The 22,837-nt window shown below is 72.2% G+C and carries 19 protein-coding genes; 12 read left to right on the forward strand and 7 right to left on the reverse strand.

The features are described 5' to 3' along the window. The first annotated feature begins 56 nt into the window (after positions 1-56). The 4 genes from AXF14_RS08800 to AXF14_RS08815 all read left to right on the forward strand — a co-directional run bounded on the left by AXF14_RS08800 (position 57) and on the right by AXF14_RS08815 (position 2,348). Positions 57-383: a hypothetical protein gene (locus AXF14_RS08800; protein ID WP_067942581.1), complete on the forward strand. Its 327-nt coding sequence runs from the start codon at positions 57-59 to the stop codon at positions 381-383. Continuing rightward, complete coding sequence (locus AXF14_RS08805) at positions 380-1,741, forward strand: tripartite tricarboxylate transporter permease (protein ID WP_067942583.1); 1,362 nt, start codon at positions 380-382, stop codon at positions 1,739-1,741. The genes AXF14_RS08800 and AXF14_RS08805 overlap by 4 nt, the downstream gene beginning before the upstream one ends. Positions 1,742-1,827: 86 nt before the next feature. Further along, positions 1,828-2,091, forward strand: coding sequence for a type II toxin-antitoxin system Phd/YefM family antitoxin (locus tag AXF14_RS08810; RefSeq protein WP_067942585.1), 264 nt, complete (start codon positions 1,828-1,830; stop codon positions 2,089-2,091). Beyond that, the gene (locus tag AXF14_RS08815) at positions 2,088-2,348 is read left to right on the forward strand and encodes a type II toxin-antitoxin system RelE family toxin (protein ID WP_067942587.1); all 261 of its coding nucleotides are present in this window, start codon (positions 2,088-2,090) and stop codon (positions 2,346-2,348) included. Before AXF14_RS08810 ends, AXF14_RS08815 begins: the two co-directional genes overlap by 4 nt. 42 nt (positions 2,349-2,390) lie before the next feature. On the opposite strand, the gene fni is transcribed toward AXF14_RS08815, so the two are convergent. Genes fni through mvk form a run of 4 tightly spaced genes read right to left on the reverse strand, consistent with a single transcriptional unit; the run spans position 2,391 to position 6,680 of the window. After that, positions 2,391-3,530, reverse strand: a complete 1,140-nt coding sequence (gene fni, locus AXF14_RS08820) for a type 2 isopentenyl-diphosphate Delta-isomerase (protein ID WP_067942589.1) — start codon at positions 3,528-3,530, stop codon at positions 2,391-2,393. Continuing rightward, entirely contained in the window at positions 3,527-4,693 is a 1,167-nt protein-coding gene (locus AXF14_RS08825) for a phosphomevalonate kinase (protein ID WP_315500897.1), read from the reverse strand. The genes fni and AXF14_RS08825 overlap by 4 nt, the downstream gene beginning before the upstream one ends. After that, a complete protein-coding gene (mvaD, locus tag AXF14_RS08830) occupies positions 4,690-5,724 on the reverse strand; it encodes a diphosphomevalonate decarboxylase (RefSeq protein WP_067942591.1) in 1,035 nt (344 codons plus the stop codon). Before mvaD ends, AXF14_RS08825 begins: the two co-directional genes overlap by 4 nt. Then, entirely contained in the window at positions 5,721-6,680 is a 960-nt protein-coding gene (gene mvk / locus AXF14_RS08835; RefSeq protein ID WP_067942593.1) for a mevalonate kinase, read from the reverse strand. The genes mvaD and mvk overlap by 4 nt, the downstream gene beginning before the upstream one ends. 235 nt (positions 6,681-6,915) lie before the next feature. On the opposite strand from mvk, the gene AXF14_RS08840 reads away from it, so the two are divergent. Next, the gene (locus tag AXF14_RS08840; RefSeq protein ID WP_067942595.1) at positions 6,916-8,763 is read left to right on the forward strand and encodes a proline--tRNA ligase; all 1,848 of its coding nucleotides are present in this window, start codon (positions 6,916-6,918) and stop codon (positions 8,761-8,763) included. A gap of 71 nt (positions 8,764-8,834) precedes the next feature. Here AXF14_RS08840 and AXF14_RS08845 read toward each other — a convergent pair whose 3' ends face one another. Next, positions 8,835-9,995: a hypothetical protein gene (locus tag AXF14_RS08845; protein ID WP_067942597.1), complete on the reverse strand. Its 1,161-nt coding sequence runs from the start codon at positions 9,993-9,995 to the stop codon at positions 8,835-8,837. A gap of 69 nt (positions 9,996-10,064) precedes the next feature. Here AXF14_RS08845 and AXF14_RS08850 point away from each other — a divergent pair, with 69 nt between their 5' ends. The 4 genes from AXF14_RS08850 (at position 10,065) to infB (ending at position 15,166) form a co-directional block, all read left to right on the forward strand. Next, the gene (locus AXF14_RS08850) at positions 10,065-10,535 is read left to right on the forward strand and encodes a ribosome maturation factor RimP (protein WP_067942599.1); all 471 of its coding nucleotides are present in this window, start codon (positions 10,065-10,067) and stop codon (positions 10,533-10,535) included. 122 nt (positions 10,536-10,657) lie between these two features. Next, a complete protein-coding gene (nusA, locus tag AXF14_RS08855) occupies positions 10,658-11,704 on the forward strand; it encodes a transcription termination factor NusA (RefSeq protein ID WP_067942601.1) in 1,047 nt (348 codons plus the stop codon). 139 nt (positions 11,705-11,843) lie between these two features. Continuing rightward, entirely contained in the window at positions 11,844-12,122 is a 279-nt protein-coding gene (locus AXF14_RS08860) for a YlxR family protein (RefSeq protein ID WP_067942603.1), read from the forward strand. Positions 12,123-12,271: 149 nt separating this feature from the next. Further along, a complete protein-coding gene (infB, locus tag AXF14_RS08865) occupies positions 12,272-15,166 on the forward strand; it encodes a translation initiation factor IF-2 (protein WP_067942605.1) in 2,895 nt (964 codons plus the stop codon). A 316-nt stretch (positions 15,167-15,482) separates the two neighbouring features. On the opposite strand, the gene AXF14_RS08870 is transcribed toward infB, so the two are convergent. Further along, a complete protein-coding gene (locus AXF14_RS08870) occupies positions 15,483-17,057 on the reverse strand; it encodes a molybdopterin-dependent oxidoreductase (protein WP_236755452.1) in 1,575 nt (524 codons plus the stop codon). Positions 17,058-17,526: 469 nt separating this feature from the next. Here AXF14_RS08870 and AXF14_RS08875 point away from each other — a divergent pair, with 469 nt between their 5' ends. The 3 genes from AXF14_RS08875 to AXF14_RS08885 are packed head-to-tail and all read left to right on the forward strand — an operon-like array spanning position 17,527 to position 21,730. Next, on the forward strand, positions 17,527-19,869 hold the full coding sequence (locus AXF14_RS08875; RefSeq protein WP_067942607.1) for a nitric-oxide reductase large subunit: 2,343 nt from the start codon (positions 17,527-17,529) through the stop codon (positions 19,867-19,869). Then, positions 19,869-20,792, forward strand: coding sequence for a hypothetical protein (locus AXF14_RS08880; RefSeq protein ID WP_067942615.1), 924 nt, complete (start codon positions 19,869-19,871; stop codon positions 20,790-20,792). Before AXF14_RS08875 ends, AXF14_RS08880 begins: the two co-directional genes overlap by 1 nt. After that, on the forward strand, positions 20,789-21,730 hold the full coding sequence (locus AXF14_RS08885) for a slipin family protein (protein WP_084355475.1): 942 nt from the start codon (positions 20,789-20,791) through the stop codon (positions 21,728-21,730). Before AXF14_RS08880 ends, AXF14_RS08885 begins: the two co-directional genes overlap by 4 nt. A gap of 88 nt (positions 21,731-21,818) precedes the next feature. Here the strand turns inward: AXF14_RS08885 and rarD are convergent, their stop codons facing one another. Next, entirely contained in the window at positions 21,819-22,808 is a 990-nt protein-coding gene (rarD, locus tag AXF14_RS08890) for an EamA family transporter RarD (protein WP_084355476.1), read from the reverse strand. Positions 22,809-22,837: the final 29 nt, after the last annotated feature.

The following is a 22,837-nucleotide window of genomic DNA, read 5'->3' on the forward strand; positions in this document are numbered from 1 at the left end:
AGGAGAGATCCGGAGCACGGCGCGGGCGGAGCGCCGAGCCGCTAGCATCGGCCCTCGTGCACAACCCCGATCCCACTCCCACGGGGACCGCGCCGACGACGGCCGACGGACCCAACGTCGAGGTCTGGAACGACCTCGTCTCGCCGCGCGACCTGCTCGTGAGCCTCCTCGTCTCCGCCGCCTGCGCCGTGGTCTCCCTCGTCATCGCGGGAGCGACCGGCTCCGAGCCCCTCTTCTGGGGCCTGGGCGGTTGCGTCCTCGGCTTCGTCATCAGCTGTCTCGTCGTGAGGCCCAAGCGCGAGGTCCTCCTCACCGACGATCGCGCTGCTGACACCTCCGACGACGCAGCCGCGCTCCCGACCGCGGGGGAGGGGGCCCGATGACACTCGCCATGATCGGAACCGTCCTCGTCGCCGTCCTCGGCGCGATCGTCCTCTACTCCTTCATCGGCTTCATCCCCGGGACCGACGAGACGAGCGTCCTCGCACCCGTCACCCTCACCCTCGTCCTCGCGGGCGCAGCGCCTGAGGTCGTCCTGTCCTTCTTCGTCGCCGCGATCGTCACGCTCAACCTCATGAACGCGATCCCGACGGCGCTCGTCGGCCTGCCCGGCGGCGTCATGAGCGCTCCGCTCATGGAGCACGCCGTCCTCCTGCGCTCCCGCGGGCTCGCGGCGACGACGATCCGGAAGATGGCCGTCGGGTCCGCGATCGGCACCGTCGTCTCCATCCCGCTGTCCTTCGCCCTGGCCGGGCTCCTGGCCCCGATCGCCGAGCCCATCAAGGCCCAGGCGCCGGTCATCCTCGCCGCCGGCGCCGTCCTCCTCGCGCTGCTGGGGCGCAACAAGGTGATCGCCCTCGTCTCGATCATCCCGCTCGCCCTCATGTTCCAGGCGCTGCCAGCGCTCTACCGCTCGGACGGGATCATCGCGGAGGACAAGAGCGTCAACGTCTCCTTCTTCCTCGGCATCACCGTCGGCCCGATGCTCCTCACTCTGCTCGAGGTCCTCAACGCCCGTCTGCGGGCGGCCCTGCCGCACGGGAACCTCACCGAGGCACGCTTCACCCGCGCCGGATTCGACGAGACCGAGCTGCGCCCCTCGCGGCTCGTGACACGGGGAGAGGGCTGGTGGAGCGCAGCCATGGCCGCCGTCTCCACTCCGCTCTTCGTGCTCTCCCCGGTGGGGCTCACCTTCCTGCTCGGCGAGTCCGCGGCGGCCCGCGCCGGCAAGGGCCCCGTCAAGAAGGCTCAGCGGGCCGTCACGGTCATGAGCGCGCTCACCCACTCGACCTACCTCGCGGGCGTCATCATCCCGCTCGTGGCGCTGGGCATCCCGATCTCCGGGGTCTCGGCCGGGCCGGCCGGGCCGCTGTTCCAGGCGGGCACGGTCTACACGCTCGACCACAACCTCCACCACCTGCTGAGCCCCTCGCAGTTCATCGTGTACACGGTCATCGGCGCCCTCATCGCCGTCGTCACCACGTACGTCATCGCGGTGCGGTGGTCGAGCCAGATCACGCGCCTCGTCATGCGCCACGTGCCGCACGAGGCCGTCCTCGCGCTCTTCATCGCGCTCATCCTCGTGCTCGCCTACATCGACGCCGGCGTCGCCAACGTCTTCGGCGTGCTGCTCATCGGCGTCGTCTGCGGCGCCTTCAACCGCCTCGGCGTCTCGTACGGCGTCCAGTTCATGACGCTGTACGCCTCCGCCGGCGTAGTCACCTGGCTCGCGGCGGTCTGACCCGGGAGCGCAAGGCGCACGACGGCGGGGTCGGGCGTCGGCGCGCACATTGTGTACACAATGGTCGAGGTGGCTACAATCGGGACATGGACAGTCTCACCAGCGAGGTTTCGACCCGCGAGCTCCGCAGCGAGCTCTCCGACGTCCTCAGCCGCGCCATGTACGCCGGTGAACGCATCGGCGTGACGCGCAACGGCAAGCTCGCCGCGGTCGTCGTTGGCCCGGCCGATCTCGAGGCGCTCGAGGAGCTCGAGATGGCGCAGGACGTCGCGGCCTACCGCGCGGCGGTCGCCGCCGATGACGGCCAGCGCGTGAGCCTCGAGGACCTCCGGCGCGACCTCCTGTCGTGAGCTACCGCGTCGAGTTCACCTCAGCCGCTGCACGGCAGGTGAGGAAGCTGCCGCGACCCGTGCGCGGCCGCGTGCTCGACGCCGTCGCGCAGCTCGCCGAGGACCCCCGCCCGCACGGGGCGAAGAAGCTCGTCGGGGAACGGACCGCCTGGCGGATCCGCGTGGGCGACTACCGCGTGATCTACGACGTCCTCGACGAGCGTCTCACCGTGACGGTCGTGCGCGCTGCTCATCGTCGCGAGGTCTACCAGCGCTGAGGGTGCTCGCAGTGCTCGGCCCCGCCGTCGTAGCGAGGGGACTCAGCCGCGCGAGCGGCGGGCGAGGCGCTCCAGGTCGATGCCCAGCAGACGCGCACGCTCGGCCGTCTGGCCGGTGACGAGGACGTCCGTGCGCTGCAGGCCCGGCACGTCGCTCGCGCCGACGAGCGCCATGAGGGACCGCAGCTGGCTCGTCCACGAGTCCAGCTCGGCCTCGAGGGCCTCGGGGCCCCCGCCGACGAGGGTGCGCAGGAAGTGGCCGGAGGCGCCGGCCGCGCGGGCGCCCAGCGACAGCGCCCGGACGACGTCGAGCGGGGTGCGCACGCCCCCGGAGGCCAGCACGGGCACGTCCACGGCGTCGGGACCGGCCGCGGACTCCAGGAGGCACAGGACCGCGGACTGACCCCAGCCGGTGAGGTAGGAGTACTCCATGCCGGGGCGGCGCGAGTTCTCGATGGCGACGAAGTCGGTGCCCCCGTTGCCGGCCACGTCGACGGCGGACACGCCCAGGCCGATGACCTCGTCCACGGTCCGCCGGGACAGGCCGAAGCCGACCTCCTTGACGACGACGGGCACGTCGACCGCCTCGACGATCGCGGCGACCGCGTCGGACCAGGAGGAGAAGTCGCGGTCGCCCTCGGGCATGACGACCTCCTGGGCCACGTTGAGGTGGATCTGGAGGGCGTTGGCGTCGAGCATCTCGACCGCGCGGCGCGCGAGCTCGGGGGAGACCGTCGGCCCGACGTTCGCCAGGACGAAGGCGTCGGGCGCGTTGCGGCGGATGACCGAGAAGGTCTCAGCGAGCTCCGGGTCGCGCAGGGCGACGTGCTGGGAGCCGGTCGCGATGACGATGCCGGCGCCGGCGGCGGCGCGCGCGAGGTCAGCGTTGATCGCGGCCGTCTTCGGCGTCCCGCCGGTCATGGCGTTGATGTAGAGGGGCAGGCCCCAGGTGGTGCCGAGGACCTCGGTGCGGGTGTCGACGGCGTCGATCGACGTGCCGGGCAGGGCGTGGTGCATGAAGGCGACGTCGTCGTAGCCGGTGCGGCGCTCCGGGTCGTGGAGGCTCACGGCCAGGGCGACGTGCTCGTCCTTGCGGTGCGCGTGCTGGGCGACGCCCGGCTGGGGCTGCTGGTCGGCTCCGGCCGTCTCACTGGGCCGAGCGGCGATGGGCTGCTCGCTCATCGGTCCTCCGTCCTCGGGTCGCGGGTGTGGACGGCCAGGTCGAGGGGGACGACGCCGACGGCCATCCAGCCGGCGAGGATGGCTCGCTCGTCGACGTGCGGCGGGCACAGCGCGATGCCGCAGTCGCCGCCGCCGGCCCCGGAGGACTTCGCGGCGGCCCCGTGCTCGCGGGCGATCTCGACGAGGCGGGTCAGCAGGGGCGTCTCGATGGTGACGCCGGTCGAGGCGGCGAGCCCCGCCAGGAGCGTGCGGTCCTCCTGGACGCGGGCGGCGACGGCGTCGAGGTCCCCTGACTCCATGGAGCGCACGAGGCCCGCGAGACAGGCCTGGGAGCCGGCGAGGAACTCCTCGTAGTCGAGGGCGGCCGGGGCGGCGGAGTGCGCGCCGTGCTGGACGTCGGCGACGAGCCCGGCGGTGGAGGCGGGGTCGCCGGTCCAGCCGACGAGCAGGTCGACGCCGACGGGAGGCTCGAGGCGCTCGATGCGCAGGCCCGGCCAGTCGGCCAGGAGCATGTCGTCGACGCTGCGCTCGACGCGCTCCTCGCGCATCCAGATGCGGTCCGGGGAGGAGTAGTCGACCCAGCCGGTGAAGGTCGACGCGGCCAGGTCGCCCGCGGAGCCGATGGGCTCGACGGAGTCGGAGGCGAGCAGGCAGAGCTTGTAGACCTCGGTGTCGGTCAGGCGCAGCCCGTAGAAGGCGGCGACGGAGCGCACGGTCGCGACCGTCACCGCGGCGGAGGAGCCGAGTCCGAGCTTGCGGCCGGAGGCGTCGTCGAGCTGGGAGTCGACGTCGAGGTCGAAGAGGCGCAGCTCGCCGCCGCGCTCGCGCACGAGCGACTCGACGAGGCGGATCGCGGAGAGGACGTAGTCGACCGGCGCGCCCTCGACGAGGGCCGTGCCGTCCTCGGGGCGGCGGCGCCAGGAGCGGGTGCCGCCGGCGTAGAGGCTGGAGGCGATGCGCCCGGAGCGGCGTCCGGAGTCGTGGACGGGGGAGACGGTGACCGTGATGAACCGGTTGACGGCGACGAGGACGGCGCGGTGCCCGGGCTCGACGACGGCGTACTCGCCGGCCACGTAGAGCTTGCCGGGGGCCCGTCGCGAGACGGCGCCGTCGCTGACAGTGCGGCCCGCGGTCATCGGTGCCCCGTGCTCGCCCGTGGTCACTCGGCCTCCTGCTCGTAGCGGATCCCGCCGCCGGGTCGGCGCACGCTCACGATCGCCCCGGCCAGGCGCTCGCGCAGCGCAGCGGCGACCTCCTCGGCGCGGGCTCCGGAGGTGACGACCTTGACGTTGGGACCGGCGTCCATCGTCACCCAGGCGGGCAGGCCCTCCTCGCGCAGGGCGGCGACGGCGTGGATCGCCTCCACCGTGCCGGGAAGCCAGTAGAGGATCGCGGGCCTGGCGGCGGCCATCGCGGCGTGCATGCCGAGCGCGTTGCCCTCGGCGACGGCGCCCAGGCGAGGAAGGTCGCGGGCCGCGACGGCGGCGAGGGCCTCCTCGAGGTCCTTCGCCGAGGCCTCCACCCAGGCGGGGTAGAGGGGCGAGGTCGTCATCGTGGCCTGCATGGCCCTGGAGGAGGAGATCGACTTCCGGCCCGTCTCCAGGGTGATGACGACCATCGCGAGGTCGAGCTCCTCGGCGCCGGGGACGGCCTCGGCGTAGCTCGTGGCGTCGTCGGTGCCGGCGTGCCAGACGGCCAGGCCGCCGAAGACGGAGCGGGTGGCCGAGCCCGAGCCGCGGCGAGCCAGGCGGGACAGGTCGGCGTCGTCGAGCTCGAGGCCGGCGGCGCGCGACGCGGCGGCGGCGAGGGCCGCGAAGCCGGCGGCGGAGGAGGCCAGGCCGGCGGCGAGCGGCACGGTGGAGACGGAGGACACGGTGGCGCGCTCGGTGACGCCGGCGCGCTCGCGGACGAGGTCCATGAAGCGCACGACGCGGTCGCGGGCCGTGCCCCAGGGCTTGAAGCCGTTGATGAGGACGACGTCGTCGCCGTCGGCCCCGCCGTCGAAGGCGACCGTGGTGCTGGTCCGGGTGCCGCCGAGCGTGAGGGACAGGCTCGACGTCGTCGGGACCTGGTTGGCCGGGTCGGCCTTGCCCCAGTACTTGATGAGGGCGATGTTGGAGTTGGCGCTCGCCGTGGCCGATCGGGCGGCCGACCCGGTCGTCGTGCCGGCGGCGGGGGAACTGGGCAGGGTCACTCGGAGGCCTCGCTCGCGCGCATCTGGTAGGTCCAGGTCTGGGCGGCGCCGGCCTCGAGGAGGGCGGCGCGGACCGCCTCGGCGTCCGTGTCGGTGGCGGCGAGGGCGATGACGCAGCCGCCGAGGCCGCCGCCGGAGAGCTTGGCGCCCAGGGCCCCGGCGTCGCGGGCGGCCCGGGTGAGCCCGTCGAGGGCGGGGATCGAGATACCGAGCTCGGCCAGGACGGCGTGCGCCGCGTCCATGGCGGTGCCGAGAGCCGCGGCGTCACCGGCGTCGAGGGCCTCGATGGCGGCCTGGGTGAGCGCACCGAGCCTGTTGATCCGCGGACCTACGGCGTCCGGGTCCGCCTCGTAGCGCTCGCGCAGGCCCGCGACGGCGTCGCGGGTGGAGCCGTGGATCCCGGAGTCGGCGATGACGAGGACGCCGCTGACCTGCTGCGACAGGGCCCGCATCTCACCGGACTGGAAGCGGATCGGCAGGTCCGAGGTCGTCGTCGCGGCGTCGAGCCCGGAGGGGCGCACGTGGGCGACCTGCTCGGCGAGGTTGGTGAGGGCCAGGACCTCGACGTCGGTGGCCTGGCGGCCGAAGGCGTCCAGGACGGCCCGGATGATGGCGCCGGCGGAGGCGGCCGAGGAACCGAGCCCGCGCTCGTGGGGGAAGTCCGAGGAGGTCTCGATGGCGAAGGACTGCTCCAGACCGCCGGTGAACTCGCGGGCGGCCTCGAAGGCGCGCACAACCGGGGCGAAGCGCGGTCCGGCCTCGGACAGGGGGCCGTCGTAGTCGAGGGAGGCGAGGGTCGAGGGGCCGTCGATCGGGGTGACCGTGGCGCGCATCTCGAGGGCGTGGAGGGGGAAGGCGACGGCGGCGTGGCCGTAGACCACGGAGTGCTCGCCCATGAGGATGGTCTTGGCCCACGTTCGGCCGTGCCCGACCCGGGCGGCAGGATGCCGTTCCATACTGCCTTCCTGCTCGCCGGTGGTCCCTGAGTGCTCCCCGAGACCCGGAAACCGCCGTCAGAGGGGTGCGCTCGAGGGTAACGGCCCGTTCATCCGCGTGCAAGGCGAACACGAGGGCTCCCACGGCGCACGTGCGTGCCCCTCCTCACGGGGCGCGTGAGCCCGCGACACGGCTCCCGGTGCGCCCGGCGAGACTGTCGCGGGGAGGCGCGGCGGGTTCACGTAGGATCGGCGCGTGCTTCAGACGATGTCCACCGCCTTCATCCGTACCCTGCGCGAGGACCCGGCCGACGCCGAGGTCGACAGCCACAAGCTGCTCGTGCGCGCCGCCTACATCCGCCGCATGGCCCCCGGCATCTACACCTGGCTTCCGCTCGGCCTGGGCGTGCTGCGCAAGGTCGAGGCCATCGTGCGCGAGGAGATGAACGCGATGGGCGCCCAGGAGGTGCACTTCCCGCCGCTCCTGCCCGCCGAGCCCTACAAGGCGACCAACCGCTGGGAGGAGTACGGCCCGACGCTCTTCAAGCTCCAGGACCGCAAGGGCGGCGACTACCTCCTCGCCCCCACCCACGAGGAGATGTTCACCCTCCTCGCCAAGGACATGTTCTCCTCCTACAAGGACCTGCCCGCCGCGATCTACCAGATCCAGACGAAGTACCGCGACGAGGCCCGTCCCCGCGCCGGCCTCATCCGCGGCCGCGAGTTCGTCATGAAGGACTCCTACTCCTTCGACGTCGACGACGCCGGCCTGGACGCCTCCTACCTGCGCCACCGCGCCGCCTACGAGCGCATCTTCACGCGCATGGGCCTGGAGTACGTGCCGGTCAACGCCATGGCCGGCGCCATGGGCGGCTCCCACTCCGAGGAGTTCCTCCACCCCTCGCCGATCGGCGAGGACACCTTCGTGCGCTCCGACGGCGGCTACGCGGCCAACGCCGAGGCCGTCACCACCGTCGTTCCCGACCCGGTCGACGCCTCGAACGAGCCCCCCGCCCGCGTCGTCGACACCCCCGACGCCCCCACCATCGACTCCCTCGTCGACCTCCTCAACAACGAGTACCCGCGTGAGGACGGGCGCGCCTGGACCGCCGCCGACACCCTCAAGAACGTCGTCGTCACCCTCACCCACCCGGACGGCTCGACCGAGCTGCTCGTCGTCGGCGTCCCCGGCGACCGCGAGGTCGACATGAAGCGCCTCGAGGCCGCCGTCGCCCCCGCCGAGGTCGCCATGGCCGGCGAGGAGGACTTCGAGGGCCACCCCGAGCTCGTCCGCGGCTACATCGGCCCCGCAGCGATCGGCCCCAACTCCGAGCTGCGCCGCGTCGAGACCGCCGAGGACGGCACCGAGCTCCTCACCGGCTCCGTGCGGTACCTCCTCGACCCGCGGGTCGTCGACGGCACCAGCTGGGTGACCGGCGCGAACGCCGTCAAGAAGCACGTCCTCCACCTCGTCAAGGGCCGCGACTTCGAGGCCGACGGCACCATCGAGGCCGCCGAGGTCCGCGAGGGCGACCCCGCTCCTGACGGCTCCGGCCCGCTCAAGCTGGCCCGAGGCATCGAGATCGGCCACATCTTCGCCCTCGGTCGCAAGTACTCCGAGGCCCTCGGCTTCACCGTCCTCGACGAGAACGGCAAGGCCAGCGTCGTCACCATGGGCTCCTACGGCATCGGCGTGACCCGTGCGCTCGCCGCCCTCGCCGAGGAGTACCACGACGAGCACGGCCTCGCCTGGCCGATCCAGGTGGCCCCCTTCCACGTCCAGGTCCTCGCCACCGGCAAGGACGACGCGGTCTTCGAGGCCGCCTCCGCGCTCGCGGCCCAGCTCGACGCGGCCGGCTACGAGGTCCTCTACGACGACCGCCGCAAGGTCTCCGCCGGCGTCAAGTTCGCCGACTCCGAGCTCCTCGGCGTGCCCTTCACCGTCGTCGTCGGTCGCGACCTCGCCAAGGAGGGCACGATCGAGATCCGCGACCGCCGCTCCGGCGACCGCCGCAGCGTGCGCGTCGCCGACGGCGCCGCCGAGGTCTCCGCCGCCGTCGAGGAGGCCCTCGCGGCCGCCCCGACCGCCGCCGACGTCGCCTGAGCCCTCAAGGCGACTCGCTCTCAGCACGACGGTGCCCGCCGAACCGAGCTGAGCGCGTGGATCGACCGAGCTCAGTGAGTCGCGGATGCAGTGGTGGTCGGTGCGCCGGAGGCAGTCGCTGTCGCCGTTCCCGCCGTCGGCTGCGTGGCGACCGCAGTGCCCGTCGTGCTCGGGGCGGCCTTCGCGCCGACGGTGTAGCCGGGTAGCGCGGCCGCGCTCGCGCCCCAGGCCGCGGCGCGCTCGGCGGCGTCGACCGCCGCGTCGAGCGAGGCCTCCCGCGCGTCGCCCGAGTCCGCGCCGATGTCGGCGACCTCCGCCTCGATGACGTCGGTCCAGGCCTCACGGGCCCAGGTCACGTCGGCGCTCGCGCCGCCGGAGGCCTCCGGCTCGGCGTAGGCGGCCAGCCGCGAGTCCGTCCCGCCGAGGGCCACCGAGGCCGTGACGACGTCGCCCGCGGCCTTCGAGTCCGCGACCGCGCGCGTCCGGTCGTCGCCCGAGGCTCGCGCGGCCACCTCCTCCATGGCGTAGCGGGCGGCGTCGTAGGCGAGGAGCCTCTCGGCCGAGAGCGGCTCGGTCATCGAGGAGGCGTCGCGGGCCGAGGCGACGACCGCCTCGTCGTCGGGGGAGAGGGTCACGAGCGCGGCCGACCAGGAGACCGTGATCGAGGCGTACAGGGCCGCGGTACCGGCGTCGGTGGCTGCGAGGGCGGCCTCGCGCGCCCGGGTGACGCCCTGGGCGAGGGCGCCCACGAGCTCGTCGGTGCCCGAGCCGGCGCTCACCGTCGCGACGGGCGTCGCCGTCGGGTAGCCGGTCGGGGGAGCGCTCGCCCAGGGCTCCCACACGCCTCCGAGGGCCTCGTCCTGCTCCTCGACGGCCTTCGCGAGGGCGGCCGCCCGGGTCCGGGTGGCGTCGTCGGCCTGCCCGCCGCCGTCCGCCACGGAGGCGGCCGCGGAGGCGATGAGGACGGCGTCCCTCGCGAGCCCGTCGCGGGCCGACTGCTCCTGGGACATCGTCGGCAGCGGGTCGGGCTCGCTCGAGCCGATCCGCAGGGAGCACGCTCCGGTCGACGCCAGGGCCGCCACGAGGACCAGCGCCCCCGCGCGCCGGAGCAACAGGTCGCGGCCGCGGGGCCGGGCCTTCCCGCTCAGTGAACGAGGGCTGCGCGCCGCGCGGTCGTGCGCCGACGCGGTCACGGCGCCGGACTCGGTCTCCGTACTGAGGAAGGGCTGCACGTCCCGATCCTCGCACGCCGGGTAGCATGACCCCGACCGACCACGCCCACGACCGGGAGGATGCCCCAGATGGCGAAGACCGCGAACAGCGCGGAGGCGCTCGAGAGCACGCTCGTCGAGCTCCTCGCCCCCGTCGTCGAGGGGGCCGGCGCGGTCCTCGAGCGCGTCGAGACCACGCGCGCCGGGAGGTACTCCACGGTCCGCGCCGTCGTCGACCTCGCCGACGGCCCCGGGGACCTCGACCTCGACACCCTCGGGGAGATCACCCAGGTCGTCTCGGACGCCCTCGACGAGGCCGATCCCGTCAAGGGCCAGTACACGCTCGAGGTCTCCACGCCCGGCGCCGAGCGCCCGCTCTCCACCGCGCGCGAGTTCCGCCGCGCCGTCGGCCACGACGCCGAGGTCACCACCGCCGCCGGGACCGTCACCGGCACCGTCGAGGACGCGGGGGAGGACTCCTTCACGCTCGTCGTCGACGGCGAGCCGCGGACCGTCGCCGTCGACGACGTCGAGAGCGCGCGGATGGTCGTCGTCCTCTGACCCGCCGGAGGGCCCCGCCACGGGCGCCCACCCGGCACCACCGACCACACACCGACTTCACGGGCCGTCGCGCACGGCCCGGCGGGCCCCACCGCCCGCCTCATCGGACGAGAGAGGAACCCATGGACATCAACATGCCGGAGCTGCGAGGCGCCGCGAGCGAGCTGGGCATCGACCTGGACAACCTCCTGCCCGCCATCGAGGACGCCATCCTCGGCGCCTACTCCAAGATCCCCGGCGCCATCCGCGGCGCCCACGTCGAGATCGACCGCAAGTCCGGTCACATGACCGTGCTCGCGCCCGAGGTCGACGACGACGACCAGCCCACCGGCGAGTACTTCGACGACACCCCGGACGACTTCGGCCGCATCGCCCAGGCCACCGCCCGCTCCGTCATCGTCCAGCGCATCCAGGACCGTCGCGACTTCGAGGTCCTGGGCACCTTCAAGGACAAGACCGGCGAGCTCATCTCCGGCACCGTCCAGCAGGGCAGGGACCCCCGCATCGTCTACGTGAGCCTCGACGAGGAGCACGAGGGCATCATGCCGCCCCACGAGCAGGTGCCCGGCGAGCGCTACCGCCACGGAGACCGGGTCCGCGCCCTCGTCATCGAGATCTCCCGCGGCCTCAAGGGCGCCCAGATCATCCTGTCGCGCACCCACCCGGGGCTGGTCAAGAAGCTCTTCGAGCGCGAGGTCCCCGAGATCGCCTCCGGCGACGTCGAGATCGTCTCCATCGCCCGCGAGGCCGGCCACCGCACGAAGATGGCGGTCCGCTCCCGCCAGCGCGGCGTCAACGCCAAGGGCGCCTGCATCGGCCCGATGGGGCAGCGCGTCCGCGCCGTCATGGCCGAGCTCGGCGGGGAGAAGATCGACATCGTCGACCACTCCGAGGACCCGGCGCGCTTCGTCGCCAACGCCCTGTCCCCGGCGCGCGTCTCCTCCGTGACGATCCTCGACGCCGAGGAGAAGGTCGCCCGCGCCGTCGTGCCGGACTTCCAGCTCTCCCTCGCGATCGGCAAGGAGGGGCAGAACGCCCGGCTCGCCGCCCGTCTCACCGGCTGGAAGATCGACATCCACGCCGACGCCGAGTCCGGCGAGGTCGCCCCCGGGCAGGGGTCCCGCGCCGACGACGTGACAGGTCCCTCAGGCGTCGGCCAGGAGGCCTGAGCGGCCTCTCCGCTAGACTTCGGGAGGACCCTCATGGGTCCGGCGCCCCCTCCGGACGCCCGGCGCACGCCGGTGCGCCCGTCGTCGGGGGCAACCGGGCCACGGGGCCGCCGAGCAGCGAGCGGAAGGACACGGCCGGGTGGCAACCACCTCACACGTGCCCGAGCGCACCTGCGTCGGCTGCCGCGGCAGGGCCCCCCGGGCGCAGCTGCTGCGCCTGGTGACGACGCAGGGCGGCGAGCTCGCCGTCGACGTCCGGGCCGTGGCGCCCGGACGCGGCGCCTGGATCCACCCGGATCCCGAGTGCCTCGCCCTCGCCGAGCGCAGGAACGCCTTCGGGCGCGCCCTGCGCGTGAGCGGGTCGCCGGATGCGACCCCCGTGAGGCAGTGGCTCGACCGCGACGCGGGCGGGTCATGACCCTGACGACACCGGACCCCCACGGGCCCGGCACGACCGATTGAGAAGGCGGGTAGGAAGCCGATGGGCACCCGATGAGTACCCAGCGATGAGCTGCCTCTACTAGCGCCCGTCCCTGTCCGGGGACGGGTGAACCGGACAGGAGAAAAGTGGCAAAACCACGCGTTCACGAGCTCGCGAAGGAGCTCGACCCCACTGGCAAGAAGATCACGTCCAAGGTGATCCTGGCCTGGCTCAAGGACCAGGGAGAGTTCGTCAAGGCGGCCTCCTCCGCCGTCGAGCCGCCCGTGGCCCGTCGCGTCCGCGAGCACTTCGGCTCGCAGGCCGAGGCCGCCGACGGCGGTGCCAAGCCCGCCGCCCCCAAGCCGTCCTCCGCGCCCAAGCCCGGCGCCAAGCCGGCCGCCCCCGCGGCCCAGAAGCCCGCGGCCCCCGCCGCGCCCAAGGCCGCCTCCGAGGCTCCCGCGCCGTCGGCCCCGAAGCCGGCCGCGAAGCCCGCTCAGCAGCGTTCCGACGCGCCGACCCCCGGTCCGCGCGCCCCGAAGCCCGCGTCCGAGGCTCCGCGCGCCCCGCAGCGGCGCTCCGACGCCCCCACCCCCGGTCCGCGTCGCTCGGCGCCGACCCCGGGCCCGCGTCCCGGCGCCCCGCGCCCGGGCAACAACCCCTTCGCCTCCTCGCAGGGCATGCCCCGTCCCGGCGGTAACCGCCGCCAGGGCGGTCAGGGCGGTCCCCGTCCCGGTCAGGGCGGTCGTAACGGCGCCCCGCGCCCGGGCAACAACCCCTTCGCCTCCTCGCAGGGCATGCCCCGTCCCGGCGGCTCCGGCGGCCCGCGTCCGCAGGGCGGCCCCCGCCCCGGCGCGCGCAACGGCGGTCCCCGTCCGGCCGGTGCCGGCAACGGCGGTCCCCGTCCTCAGGGCGGCGGTCCCCGTCCCGGCGGCCCGCGTCCCAACCCGGGCATGATGCCGGGTCACTCCTCCGTCGGTCGTCCCGGCGCCCCGGCCCGCGGCGGTCAGGGCGGTCGTGGCGGTCGCCCCGGCGGCGGTCGCGGCGGTGCCGGTGGCGGCGGTCCTCGCGGCGGCTTCGGCGGCCCCCGCGGCGGGCGCGGCGGACGCGGCTCCACCCAGGGCGCCTTCGGGCGCGGCGGTGGTCGCACCCGCGGACGCAAGTCGAAGCGCGCGAAGCGGCAGGAGTTCGAGCAGCAGGGCGCGCCGTCGATCGGCGGCGTCATCGTCCCCCGCGGGGACGGCTCGACCCCCCTGCGCCTGCGTCAGGGCGCCACGCTCACGGACTTCGCCGAGAAGATCGGCGCGAACCCGGCGGCCCTCGTCACGGTGCTCTTCCACCTCGGCGAGATGGTGACGGCCACGCAGTCCGTCGACGAGGACACCTTCCAGCTCCTGGGCGCCGAGCTCGGCTACGAGATCCAGATGGTCTCCGCCGAGGACGAGGACCGCGAGCTGCTCGAGTCCTTCGACATCGACCTCGAGGCCGAGGAGGCCGAGGAGGACGACTCCGACCTCCTCCCGCGTCCCCCGGTCGTCACGGTCATGGGCCACGTCGACCACGGTAAGACCAAGCTCCTCGACGCGATCCGCTCCACGGACGTCGTCGCGGACGAGGCCGGCGGCATCACGCAGTCGATCGGCGCCTACCAGGTGCGCGTGCACCTGAACGACGAGGAGCGCCCGATCACCTTCATCGACACCCCCGGTCACGAGGCCTTCACGGCCATGCGCGCACGCGGTGCCGAGGTCACGGACATCGCGATCCTCGTGGTCGCGGCCGACGACGGCGTCATGCCGCAGACGGTCGAGGCCCTCAACCACGCGCAGGCGGCCGGCGTGCCGATCGTCGTCGCGGTCAACAAGATCGACAAGGAGGGCGCGAACCCGGAGAAGATCCGCGGTCAGCTCACCGAGTACGGTCTCGTGCCCGAGGAGTACGGCGGCGACACGATGTTCGTCGACATCTCCGCCAAGCAGCGCCAGAACATCGACGGGCTCCTCGAGGCCGTCCTGCTGACCGCCGACGCCGCTCTGGACCTGCGCGCCAACCCGAGCACGGACGCCCGAGGCGTCACGATCGAGGCGAAGCTCGACAAGGGCCGTGGCGCCGTCTCGACGATCCTCGTCGAGCGCGGCACGCTGCGCGTCGGCGACCCGATCGTCGCCGGTGCCGCCTACGGCCGCGTGCGCGCCATGTTCGACGAGCACGGCAGCTCCCTGGAGGAGGCCGGCCCCGCGCGTCCGGCCCTCGTCCTGGGCCTGACCAACGTGCCGAGCGCGGGCGACTCCTTCATCGTCGCCCCCGACGACCGCACCGCCCGTCAGATCGCCGACAAGCGCGAGGCCGCCGAGCGCGCCGCCATGCTGGCCAAGCGCCGCAAGCGCGTCTCGCTGGAGAACCTCTCCGACGTCCTCAAGGAGGGCAAGGTCGACACCCTCAACCTCATCCTCAAGGGCGACAGCTCGGGTGCGGTCGAGGCGCTGGAGGACTCCCTGCTCAAGATCGACGTCGGCGACGAGGTCGCGCTGCGCGTCATCCACCGCGGTGTCGGTGCGATCACGCAGAACGACGTCAACCTGGCCACGGTCGACTCCGCCGTCATCATCGGCTTCAACGTCCGTCCGGCCGAGCGGGTCGCCGAGCTGGCGGACCGCGAGGGCGTGGACATGAAGTTCTACTCGGTCATCTACAACGCGATCGAGGACGTCGAGGCCTCCCTCAAGGGCATGCTCAAGCCGATCCATGAGGAGGTCGAGCTCGGCACCGCCGAGATCCGGCAGGTCTTCCACTCCTCCAAGTTCGGCTCGATCGCCGGCTCGATCGTCCGCTCCGGCATCATCAAGCGCGGCACCAAGGCCCGCCTGGTGCGCGACGGCGTGGTCGTCAACGGCGACCTCACCATCGAGACACTGCGCCGCGAGAAGGACGACGTCACCGAGGTCCGCGACGGCTACGAGTGCGGTATCAACCTGGGCTTCAAGGACATCGCCGAGGGCGACGTCATCGAGACCTGGGAGATGCGCGAGAAGCCGCGCGACTGAGCGCGCGGACCGCTGCCGGGAGCACCGGCTGAGCAACGTCGGCGGGGCCGGCCACCACCTGGTGGCCGGCCCCGCCGTCGGCGTACCCGGGTGCTGCGAAGCCGTGCGATGTCCTGCGGCGCTCCCGTGGTCGACCGTCAGTGCACTGCTCGACCGCTCGACTCCTGGAAGTCAGACGGTCGACCGGAGCATTGACGGTCGACCCGGTGAGGGGGGCGTGACGGCGCAGCCGACCGCCTGAGAACGCGTGCCGCACGAGGAAGGGGCGGGGCCACCGTGTGGTGGCCCCGCCCCTCGCGGCGGTGTGCCGGGCGCGTCAGATGCGCGCGTCGACGTCCTGGTAGCCGGAGTCCTCGCGGGTTCCGCCCATGCCGTCGCCCACCTCCCGGTAGTCGCGGATCATCGTGACGGAGCGGACCCACTTGACCATCTTGTAGCCGTGGCCGGACTCGCAGCGCAGGCGCAGCGGCGCTCCGAACATGCCGGAGAGCGGCTCGTCGTTGCGGCTCCAGGCGAGCAGGGTCTCGTCCTCGAGCGCGAGGTCGAGCGGGAGGCAGGTGTAGTACGGCTCGACGGGTCGGCCGTCGTGCATGTGCTGCGCCTTGCCGAAGGACTCGAACATGACCCACTTGGCCTCGGGATCGATCTCGCCGACCTGGTCGAGCAGGTCGCGGACGCGGATGCCGGTCCACTTCGCGATGCCTGTCCAGCCCTGCATGCACGTGTGCATGGTGATCTGAGACTGCGTGGCGATCTCACGGAGCTCCTCCAGGGAGAAGGACGCCGGGTGGGAGACCATGCCTCCGACCTCGAGCCGGAAGTCCTTGAAGTCGCCCGCGGCGAGCTCGTGCCACTCCTCGGACTCGTCCATGGAGGGCGTGCGGGTGTTGACCCAGTGGAAGGGAGAGATGTCCTTCTCCGTCCAGACCTTCTTGGTGCGCTGGGTGGAGGAGAAGTGGTCGATCGTCAGCTTCTTGACGGGGCGGGTGGCGCCCCAGAGGACCCGCTGGCTGCGGCGCAGGTCGGAGAGCGTCCAGTAGGACTGGGCGATCCAGAGGGCCACGACGATCGCGACGGTGATGAGGACGATCGCGAGGGCCGAGCCCGCCCTGGCCGGGTCATAGTGGCCGTACACGATGTGCGTGAGGTTGTGGTCGCGGTGCACGACGAACACGAGGACGACGTGGACCAGGGCGAAGCCGAGGTAGATGACCAGGCCGAGGAAGTGCAGCGAGCGCGCCGTCTGACGGTTGTGCAGCATCTTCGCGTACCAGGGGAAGCGGCCGATGACGGCCGGGGACATGGCCGGACCGGTGATCATCATGAGCGGGGCGGCGATGAAGATGATGGCGAAGTAGGCGAGCTGCTGGAGCCCGTCGTACGGGGTGAAGTCGCACAGGGACGGGGCCTGCAGGTGCAGGTAGGTGAGCAGCGAGTGCCAGGCGTCGGGGAAGATGCTCCAGCTCGTCGGGACCAGGCGTCCGGCGAGGCCGAAGCCGATGAGGCAGCCGACGTAGATGAAGCCGTTGAGCATCCACAGCGTGGTGGCGATGCCGTGCCACGCGCGTCCCAGGCCGATCTTGGCGTGGCCGGGCAGGGCGATGAGGGGGGAGAGGTCGCGCTGGTCGTCGCGCGCCGTGAAGGCGCCCTCCTCCCACGGCACCTTGTCCTTGGTGAAGCGGATCCACTCGGAGCCCGGCGCGCACTGGTCGTTGAAGTACAGACGCGGGTGCGAGGCGAGGATCTCGATGCCGGAGCGGATGAGCATGCCCATGAGGATGAAGTTCACGAGGTGCGTGAAGCGGATCCACATGGGGAAGGTGTTCGTGTCGACGCACTGCTCCGCGGCGTCGGCCGCGGCCTGTGCGGCGTGGATGAGAAGGGGGGACACCGTCGTTCCTTCGGGGGAGGGGACCCGCCGGGGAGGCCGGTCCGTGGATGGCTCGAATTCTACCGATGGTCGCCGGTAAATTCTGGGGATCCGTGCAAGGGGCGTGCTGGCAGTGTGACACGACCGTGCATCTCGCGACCTTCTGACACCTGCATTGGGACCATCGTCCTGTCGTCCTCGCCGCATGCCGATGCGCGGCGCGGCGTCGACGTCGTCAGAGGCGGCCGGGGCGGGTGCGAACCGGCACGCTGGGACGATTCTGTGCGCCTTCCGTGCCGTAATTCCTGGCCGAGAGCGCTGTGCGCCCCCGTTCGACGTGATTAGATACGGATCAGTTCGGGGGAATTACCGGTGCGACGACGCCGCTCGGCCCTCGGCCGCCGTGAGCCGTCGCTCGCGGTCGAGACCATCGCGTTACCTTGGTCCCGACACCCCTGTCACGTCCCTTCCCCCACGGAGGTATCTCCCAATGTCAACCGTCGCTCAGACCGACGGGGCGCCGGGCCGCACCCAGCGCCTCATCGGGAAGGGCTGGATCCAGGCGGTCGCCCTCGTCATGCTCTTCGGCTTCACGGTCATGGGCATGCTCGCGTGGCGCACCTACTCGGACTCCATGCCCCAGCCCGAGAAGGTCGTCACCGAGTCCGGTGAGACCGTCTTCACCACCCAGGACATCACCAAGGGCCAGGAGATCTTCCAGGCCCGCGGCCTCATGGAGTACGGCACGATCGTCGGCCACGGCGGCTACCTCGGCCCGGACTTCACCGCCCAGTACCTCCGCATGGAGGCACTGTCCGTCGAGAAGCAGCTCGAGCAGGCCGGAGACGCCAACGCCGCCGAGAGCATGAAGACCATGCTCCGGACCAACCGCTACGACGCCGGGACCGGCACGCTGGTCTGGACCGACGAGCAGGTCGAGGCCTACGACCAGGCCGTCGAGTACTACACGAACATGTTCGGGCCCGACGCCCAGAAGAACGGCCTCAAGCCCGACCTCATCACGGACAAGACCGAGCTCGAGCAGGTCACCGCCTTCTTCGGCTGGACCGCCTGGGCCTCCGCCGCCGACCGCCCCGGCAAGGACTACTCGTACACGAACAACTGGCCGGCCGAGCCGCTCGTGGGCAACTCGCCCACCGGCGACCTCATGATCTGGTCCGTCATCTCCCTCATCGTCCTCATCGGCGGCATCGGCATCATGTTCGCCGTCTACGGCCGCTGGAGCGCGAAGATCGGCTGGCACTCCGAGGAGGCCCCGGCCCTGTCCTTCCGCCAGCCCGGCGAGATCGGCCTGACCAGGTCCCAGCGCGTCGTCGCCTGGTTCGTCTTCACCATCGCGGCGCTGTTCGTCGTCCAGACCCTCGTCGGGGCCCTGGCCGAGCACTACCGCGCCGACGTCCTCAGCTTCTTCGGCTTCGACATGGCCAAGTGGATCCCGTACTCGCTGGCCCGCACCTGGCACGTCCAGCTCTCCCTGTTCTGGACCGCCATCGGCCTGCTCGCCGCCGGCCTGTTCATGACGCCCTTCATCGCGCGCCGTGAGCCCAGGAAGCAGCACGTCCTCACGTGGGTCCTGCTCATCGCGGCGGCCGCCGTCGTCGTCCTGTCCTGCCTCGCCGAGGCGGCCTCCGAGCACGGCCTGTCCTGGGCCAAGGGGCCGATCTTCGCCCAGCAGTGGGAGTACCTCGACCTGCCGTTCCTCTTCCAGGTGCTGCTCACCGCGGCCCTGTTCGTGTGGGTCTTCATCATCTACCGCGCCATGCGCGGCCGCCTCAAGAACGAGCACGTCGCCAACATGCCGTGGCTCTTCATGTTCTCCGCGCTGGCCATCCCGGCCTTCTACGCGGTCGGCATGATGGCCCGCACGACGACGCACCTGTCCGTCGCCGAGTTCTGGCGCTTCTGGGTCGTCCACCTCTGGGTGGAGGACTTCCTCGAGCTCTTCACCACGGTCATGGTCGCGTACTTCTTCGTCCTCATGGGCGTCGTCCGCGAGAAGATCGCGCTCGGCATCATCTACATGGACATCATCCTGTACTCGGCCGGCGGCGTCATCGGCACGATGCACCACCTGTACTTCTCCGGCACCCCGGTGGAGAACATGGCCTTCGGCGCCTTCTTCTCCGCGGCGGAGGTCATCCCGCTGACCTTCCTCACCGTGGAGGCCTGGGCCTTCATGCAGCTCGGCGCCAACCGCCAGGGCAAGGAGGCCAAGCCCTTCCCGCACCGCTGGGCCGTCATGTACCTCGTCGCCGTCGGCTTCTGGAACTTCCTCGGCGCCGGCGTCTTCGGCTTCCTCGTCAACCTCCCGATCGTCTCCTACTACGAGATCGGCACTGCCCTGACGGCGAACCACGCGCACGCCTCCATGATGGGCGTCTACGGCTTCATGGCCCTGGGCCTCGGCATGTTCGCGCTGCGCTACCTCATCCCCGAGGACAAGTGGCCCGAGCGCCTCGCCAAGGTCTCGTTCTGGAGCCTCAACATCGGCCTCGCCTGGATGTGCTTCGCGACCCTCTTGCCGCTCGGCATCCTCCAGCTCAACGAGGCCGTCGGCACCGGCTACTTCGAGGCCCGCCAGCTCACCTACATCACGAACCACACGAACACGATCATCGAGTGGGGACGCATGCCGGGCGACCTCATCTTCATCCTCGGCGGTGCCCTGCCGTACCTCTACATCGCCTTCCTCGGCGTCAGGAACTGGCGCCACGGCAGGACGGTGGAGACCTTCGCGGAGGACGCCCTCTACGAGGAGCTCGACACCACGCCCAAGGCGTGGAAGGGCGAGCGTGCGGAGCTGAACGACTGATGCCGGTCCCCGACCTGAGCGTGTGGCTCGTCGCCGTCTACGCACTGGTCCTGCTGGGCGTTGCGTGGCTCGTGGATGTCCTCGGGTCGCGCAGCGCCCGGCGCTCGCTCAACTGGCGCCAGGCCGACTTCGTCTACCACGACGACGTCGACGGGTGGCGGTGCCACGAGGACCAGTGGCTGTGGCCCACGGCCTTCGACCCGGACAAGCGGGTCATCCGCTACGAGGGCGCCCACGCCATCTGCGGGCGCTGCCCGTCGAAGGACACGTGCTCGCCCACCCCGGGGCCCCGCGAGATCACCAAGCCGGTGGACCCGTGGCCCTACTCCGAGGCGGGTCGCTTCCACCGCGGCGTCGCCCTCGTCATCGCCACGGTCGGCTGCTTCCTGTGCCTGTTCCTCATGGTGCTGTTCCGGGGTGCGGCGGACCGCGTCCTCCTGGGCGCGACCTTCGCGCTCATGATCGGCGGGACCTACCCCCTGGCCCGGCACCTGTGGAGCACCCCGGACAACGCTCCGAAGAACCTCCCGCACGTCGGCTCCGCCGAGCGCGTCACCGCCGACGCCGCACGCCGTGCGGGAGCCGCCGCGCCCGTCCCGGTCACCATCGGCGAGCGCCCCAGCGGCTACCGATCCGTGCGCGAGGCCGCCGAGCGCATCGCGCAGGCGAAGACCGAGTCCCGCTCCACCGGGCGGGCCGTCAAGGTCTCCTTCCTGCGCGACGGCGCCGACGCCGATCCGAGCGCCGCCCCGGAGCCCGAGCTCGCGCACCTCGCCGCCGTCCGCTCCCGCAAGAGCCGCTTCGCCGGCCTCAGCGGCACGGCCGGCCAGGCCTCGACGACCGAGGAGCCGCGCCGGTCCTGGGCCTCCGCCTGGAACCCGGCCACCACCACGTCCACCTCCAGCGAGGAGTCCCTCTCATGACCATGCCCGTCGCGCTCATCATCGTGGTGATCGTGCTCATCATCCTGCTGCTCGTCTTCGGTCTGAAGATCGTCAGCCAGTACGAGCGGGGCATCGTCTTCCGGCTCGGCCGCCTCCGGCCGATCGCCCAGCCGGGCCTCCACTTCGTCGTCCCGCTCTTCGAGCGCATGGAGCGCGTCGACACCCGTGTCGTCACGCTGACGATTCCGCCCCAGGAGGTCATCACCGAGGACAACGTGCCGGCGCGCGTCAACGCCGTCGTGCTGTTCAACGTCATCGACCCGGTCAAGGCCGTCATGGAGGTGGAGAACTACGCGATCGCGACCTCCCAGATCGCCCAGACCACGCTGCGCAGCGTCCTGGGGCGCGTCGACCTCGACACGGTCCTCGCGCACCGGTCGGCGCTCAACGCGGACCTGCGCGACATCATCGAGGCCCAGACCCAGCCCTGGGGCGTCGAGGTGAGCGTCGTCGAGATCAAGGACGTCGAGATCCCCGAGCAGATGCAGCGCGCCATGGCGCGTGGCGCAGAGGCCGAGCGCGAGCGCCGGGCCAAGGTCATCAACGCCCACGGCGAGCTCCAGGCCTCCGAGGAGCTCCGCCAGGCGGCTGACACTCTCTCGAAGTCGCCCGCCTCGCTCCAGCTGCGCTACCTGCAGACGCTCCTCGAGCTCGGCGCCGACCAGAACTCGACGGTCGTCTTCCCACTGCCCATGGACCTCATCGGCCCGCTCGTCAAGCGCTTCGTCGGCTCCGACGACGCCGAGGACGCCTCCGCGCAGGGGGACGAGCCCTCCGCCGACCAGCGCGACGCCGTCGCCGAGGCCGAGCGTCTCTCGCAGCCCTCGGCTCCGGCCGACCTGCGCAGCGTCCGCGAGGCGGTCGAGGCCGCGGCCTCGGAGACGAGTCTCCCCGACGAGGAGCGCCCCGCGTTCTGACCCCGGGAGCGCCCCAGGGCGTCACCGACGGCGAGAGGGCCGCAGCACCGTGCAGGTGCTGCGGCCCTCTCGCCGTCCGTGCGAGCGGTCAGGCGCGCTCGCGCACCCTCGGCCGCCGCGCCAGCTGGCCCAGCAGGTCGACGGCGAAGACCGCGACCCCCGCCCACACGAAGCACATGGCGATCCAGCGCGCCGTCGAGATCTCCTCGTGGAAGACGCCCCAGGCGAGGAGGAACTGCATGATCGGCGCGATGTACTGGGACAGGCCGACGACGCTCAGCGGCACGCGTGCCGTGCCCGCCCCGAAGAGCAGGAGCGGGATCGCGGTGAGGGGGCCGGCGAGGAGCAGCAGCACGAGCAGGAGAGGCGAGGCCTCAGGACCCTGCATCGCGCCCGCCCCCGTGGCCTGCAGCCGGCCGAGGTAGACGAGCGCCACGGGTGCGACGACGAGGCTCTCCACGGTCAGCCCGGTGAGAGCGTCGACGCGGCTGCTCACGCGCTTCTTCACGAGCCCGTAGAACCCGAAGGTCAGTGCCAGGCCGAGGGAGACCCAGGGCAGCGAGTGCTGCATCGCCACGAGGATGAGGACGGCCACCGAGGCCAGCGCGATCGAGATCTCCTGGGCGGGTCGGAGCCTCTCGCCGAGGAAGACCGCCGCGAGGGCGACCGTGACGAGCGGGTTGATGAAGTACCCGAGCGCCGCGTCGGCCGTGTGCCCGGCGTTGACGCCGTAGACGTAGATGAGCCAGTTCGCCGTGACGAGGAACCCGGAGACCGTGAGCGTCCCCAGCAGCCGCGGCGTGGTGAGAACGGTCCGCAGCCGGCTCCAGCCGCGGCGGACGGCGACGAGGACGAGGCAGGTGGCCAACGTCCACAGGACCCGGTGCCCGATGATCTCGACGGCACCGGCGGCGTCGAGCAGGCGGAAGAACAGTGGGAAGAAGCCCCACAGCACGTAGCAGCCGACGACCATCGCGAGGCCCGCGCCCGAGCGCGTCTCCGCGGTCGTGGTCCCCGGGGCGCCGCCGGTCGAGGTCTCGGGCCGGTTGTCGGGGGAGGGCGCGGGGGAGTGGGTCATACTGCTTCCGTTCGCGGTCGGGCGAGGGG

This window comes from Actinomyces radicidentis (assembly GCF_001553565.1).
Classification (GTDB): domain Bacteria; phylum Actinomycetota; class Actinomycetes; order Actinomycetales; family Actinomycetaceae; genus Actinomyces; species Actinomyces radicidentis.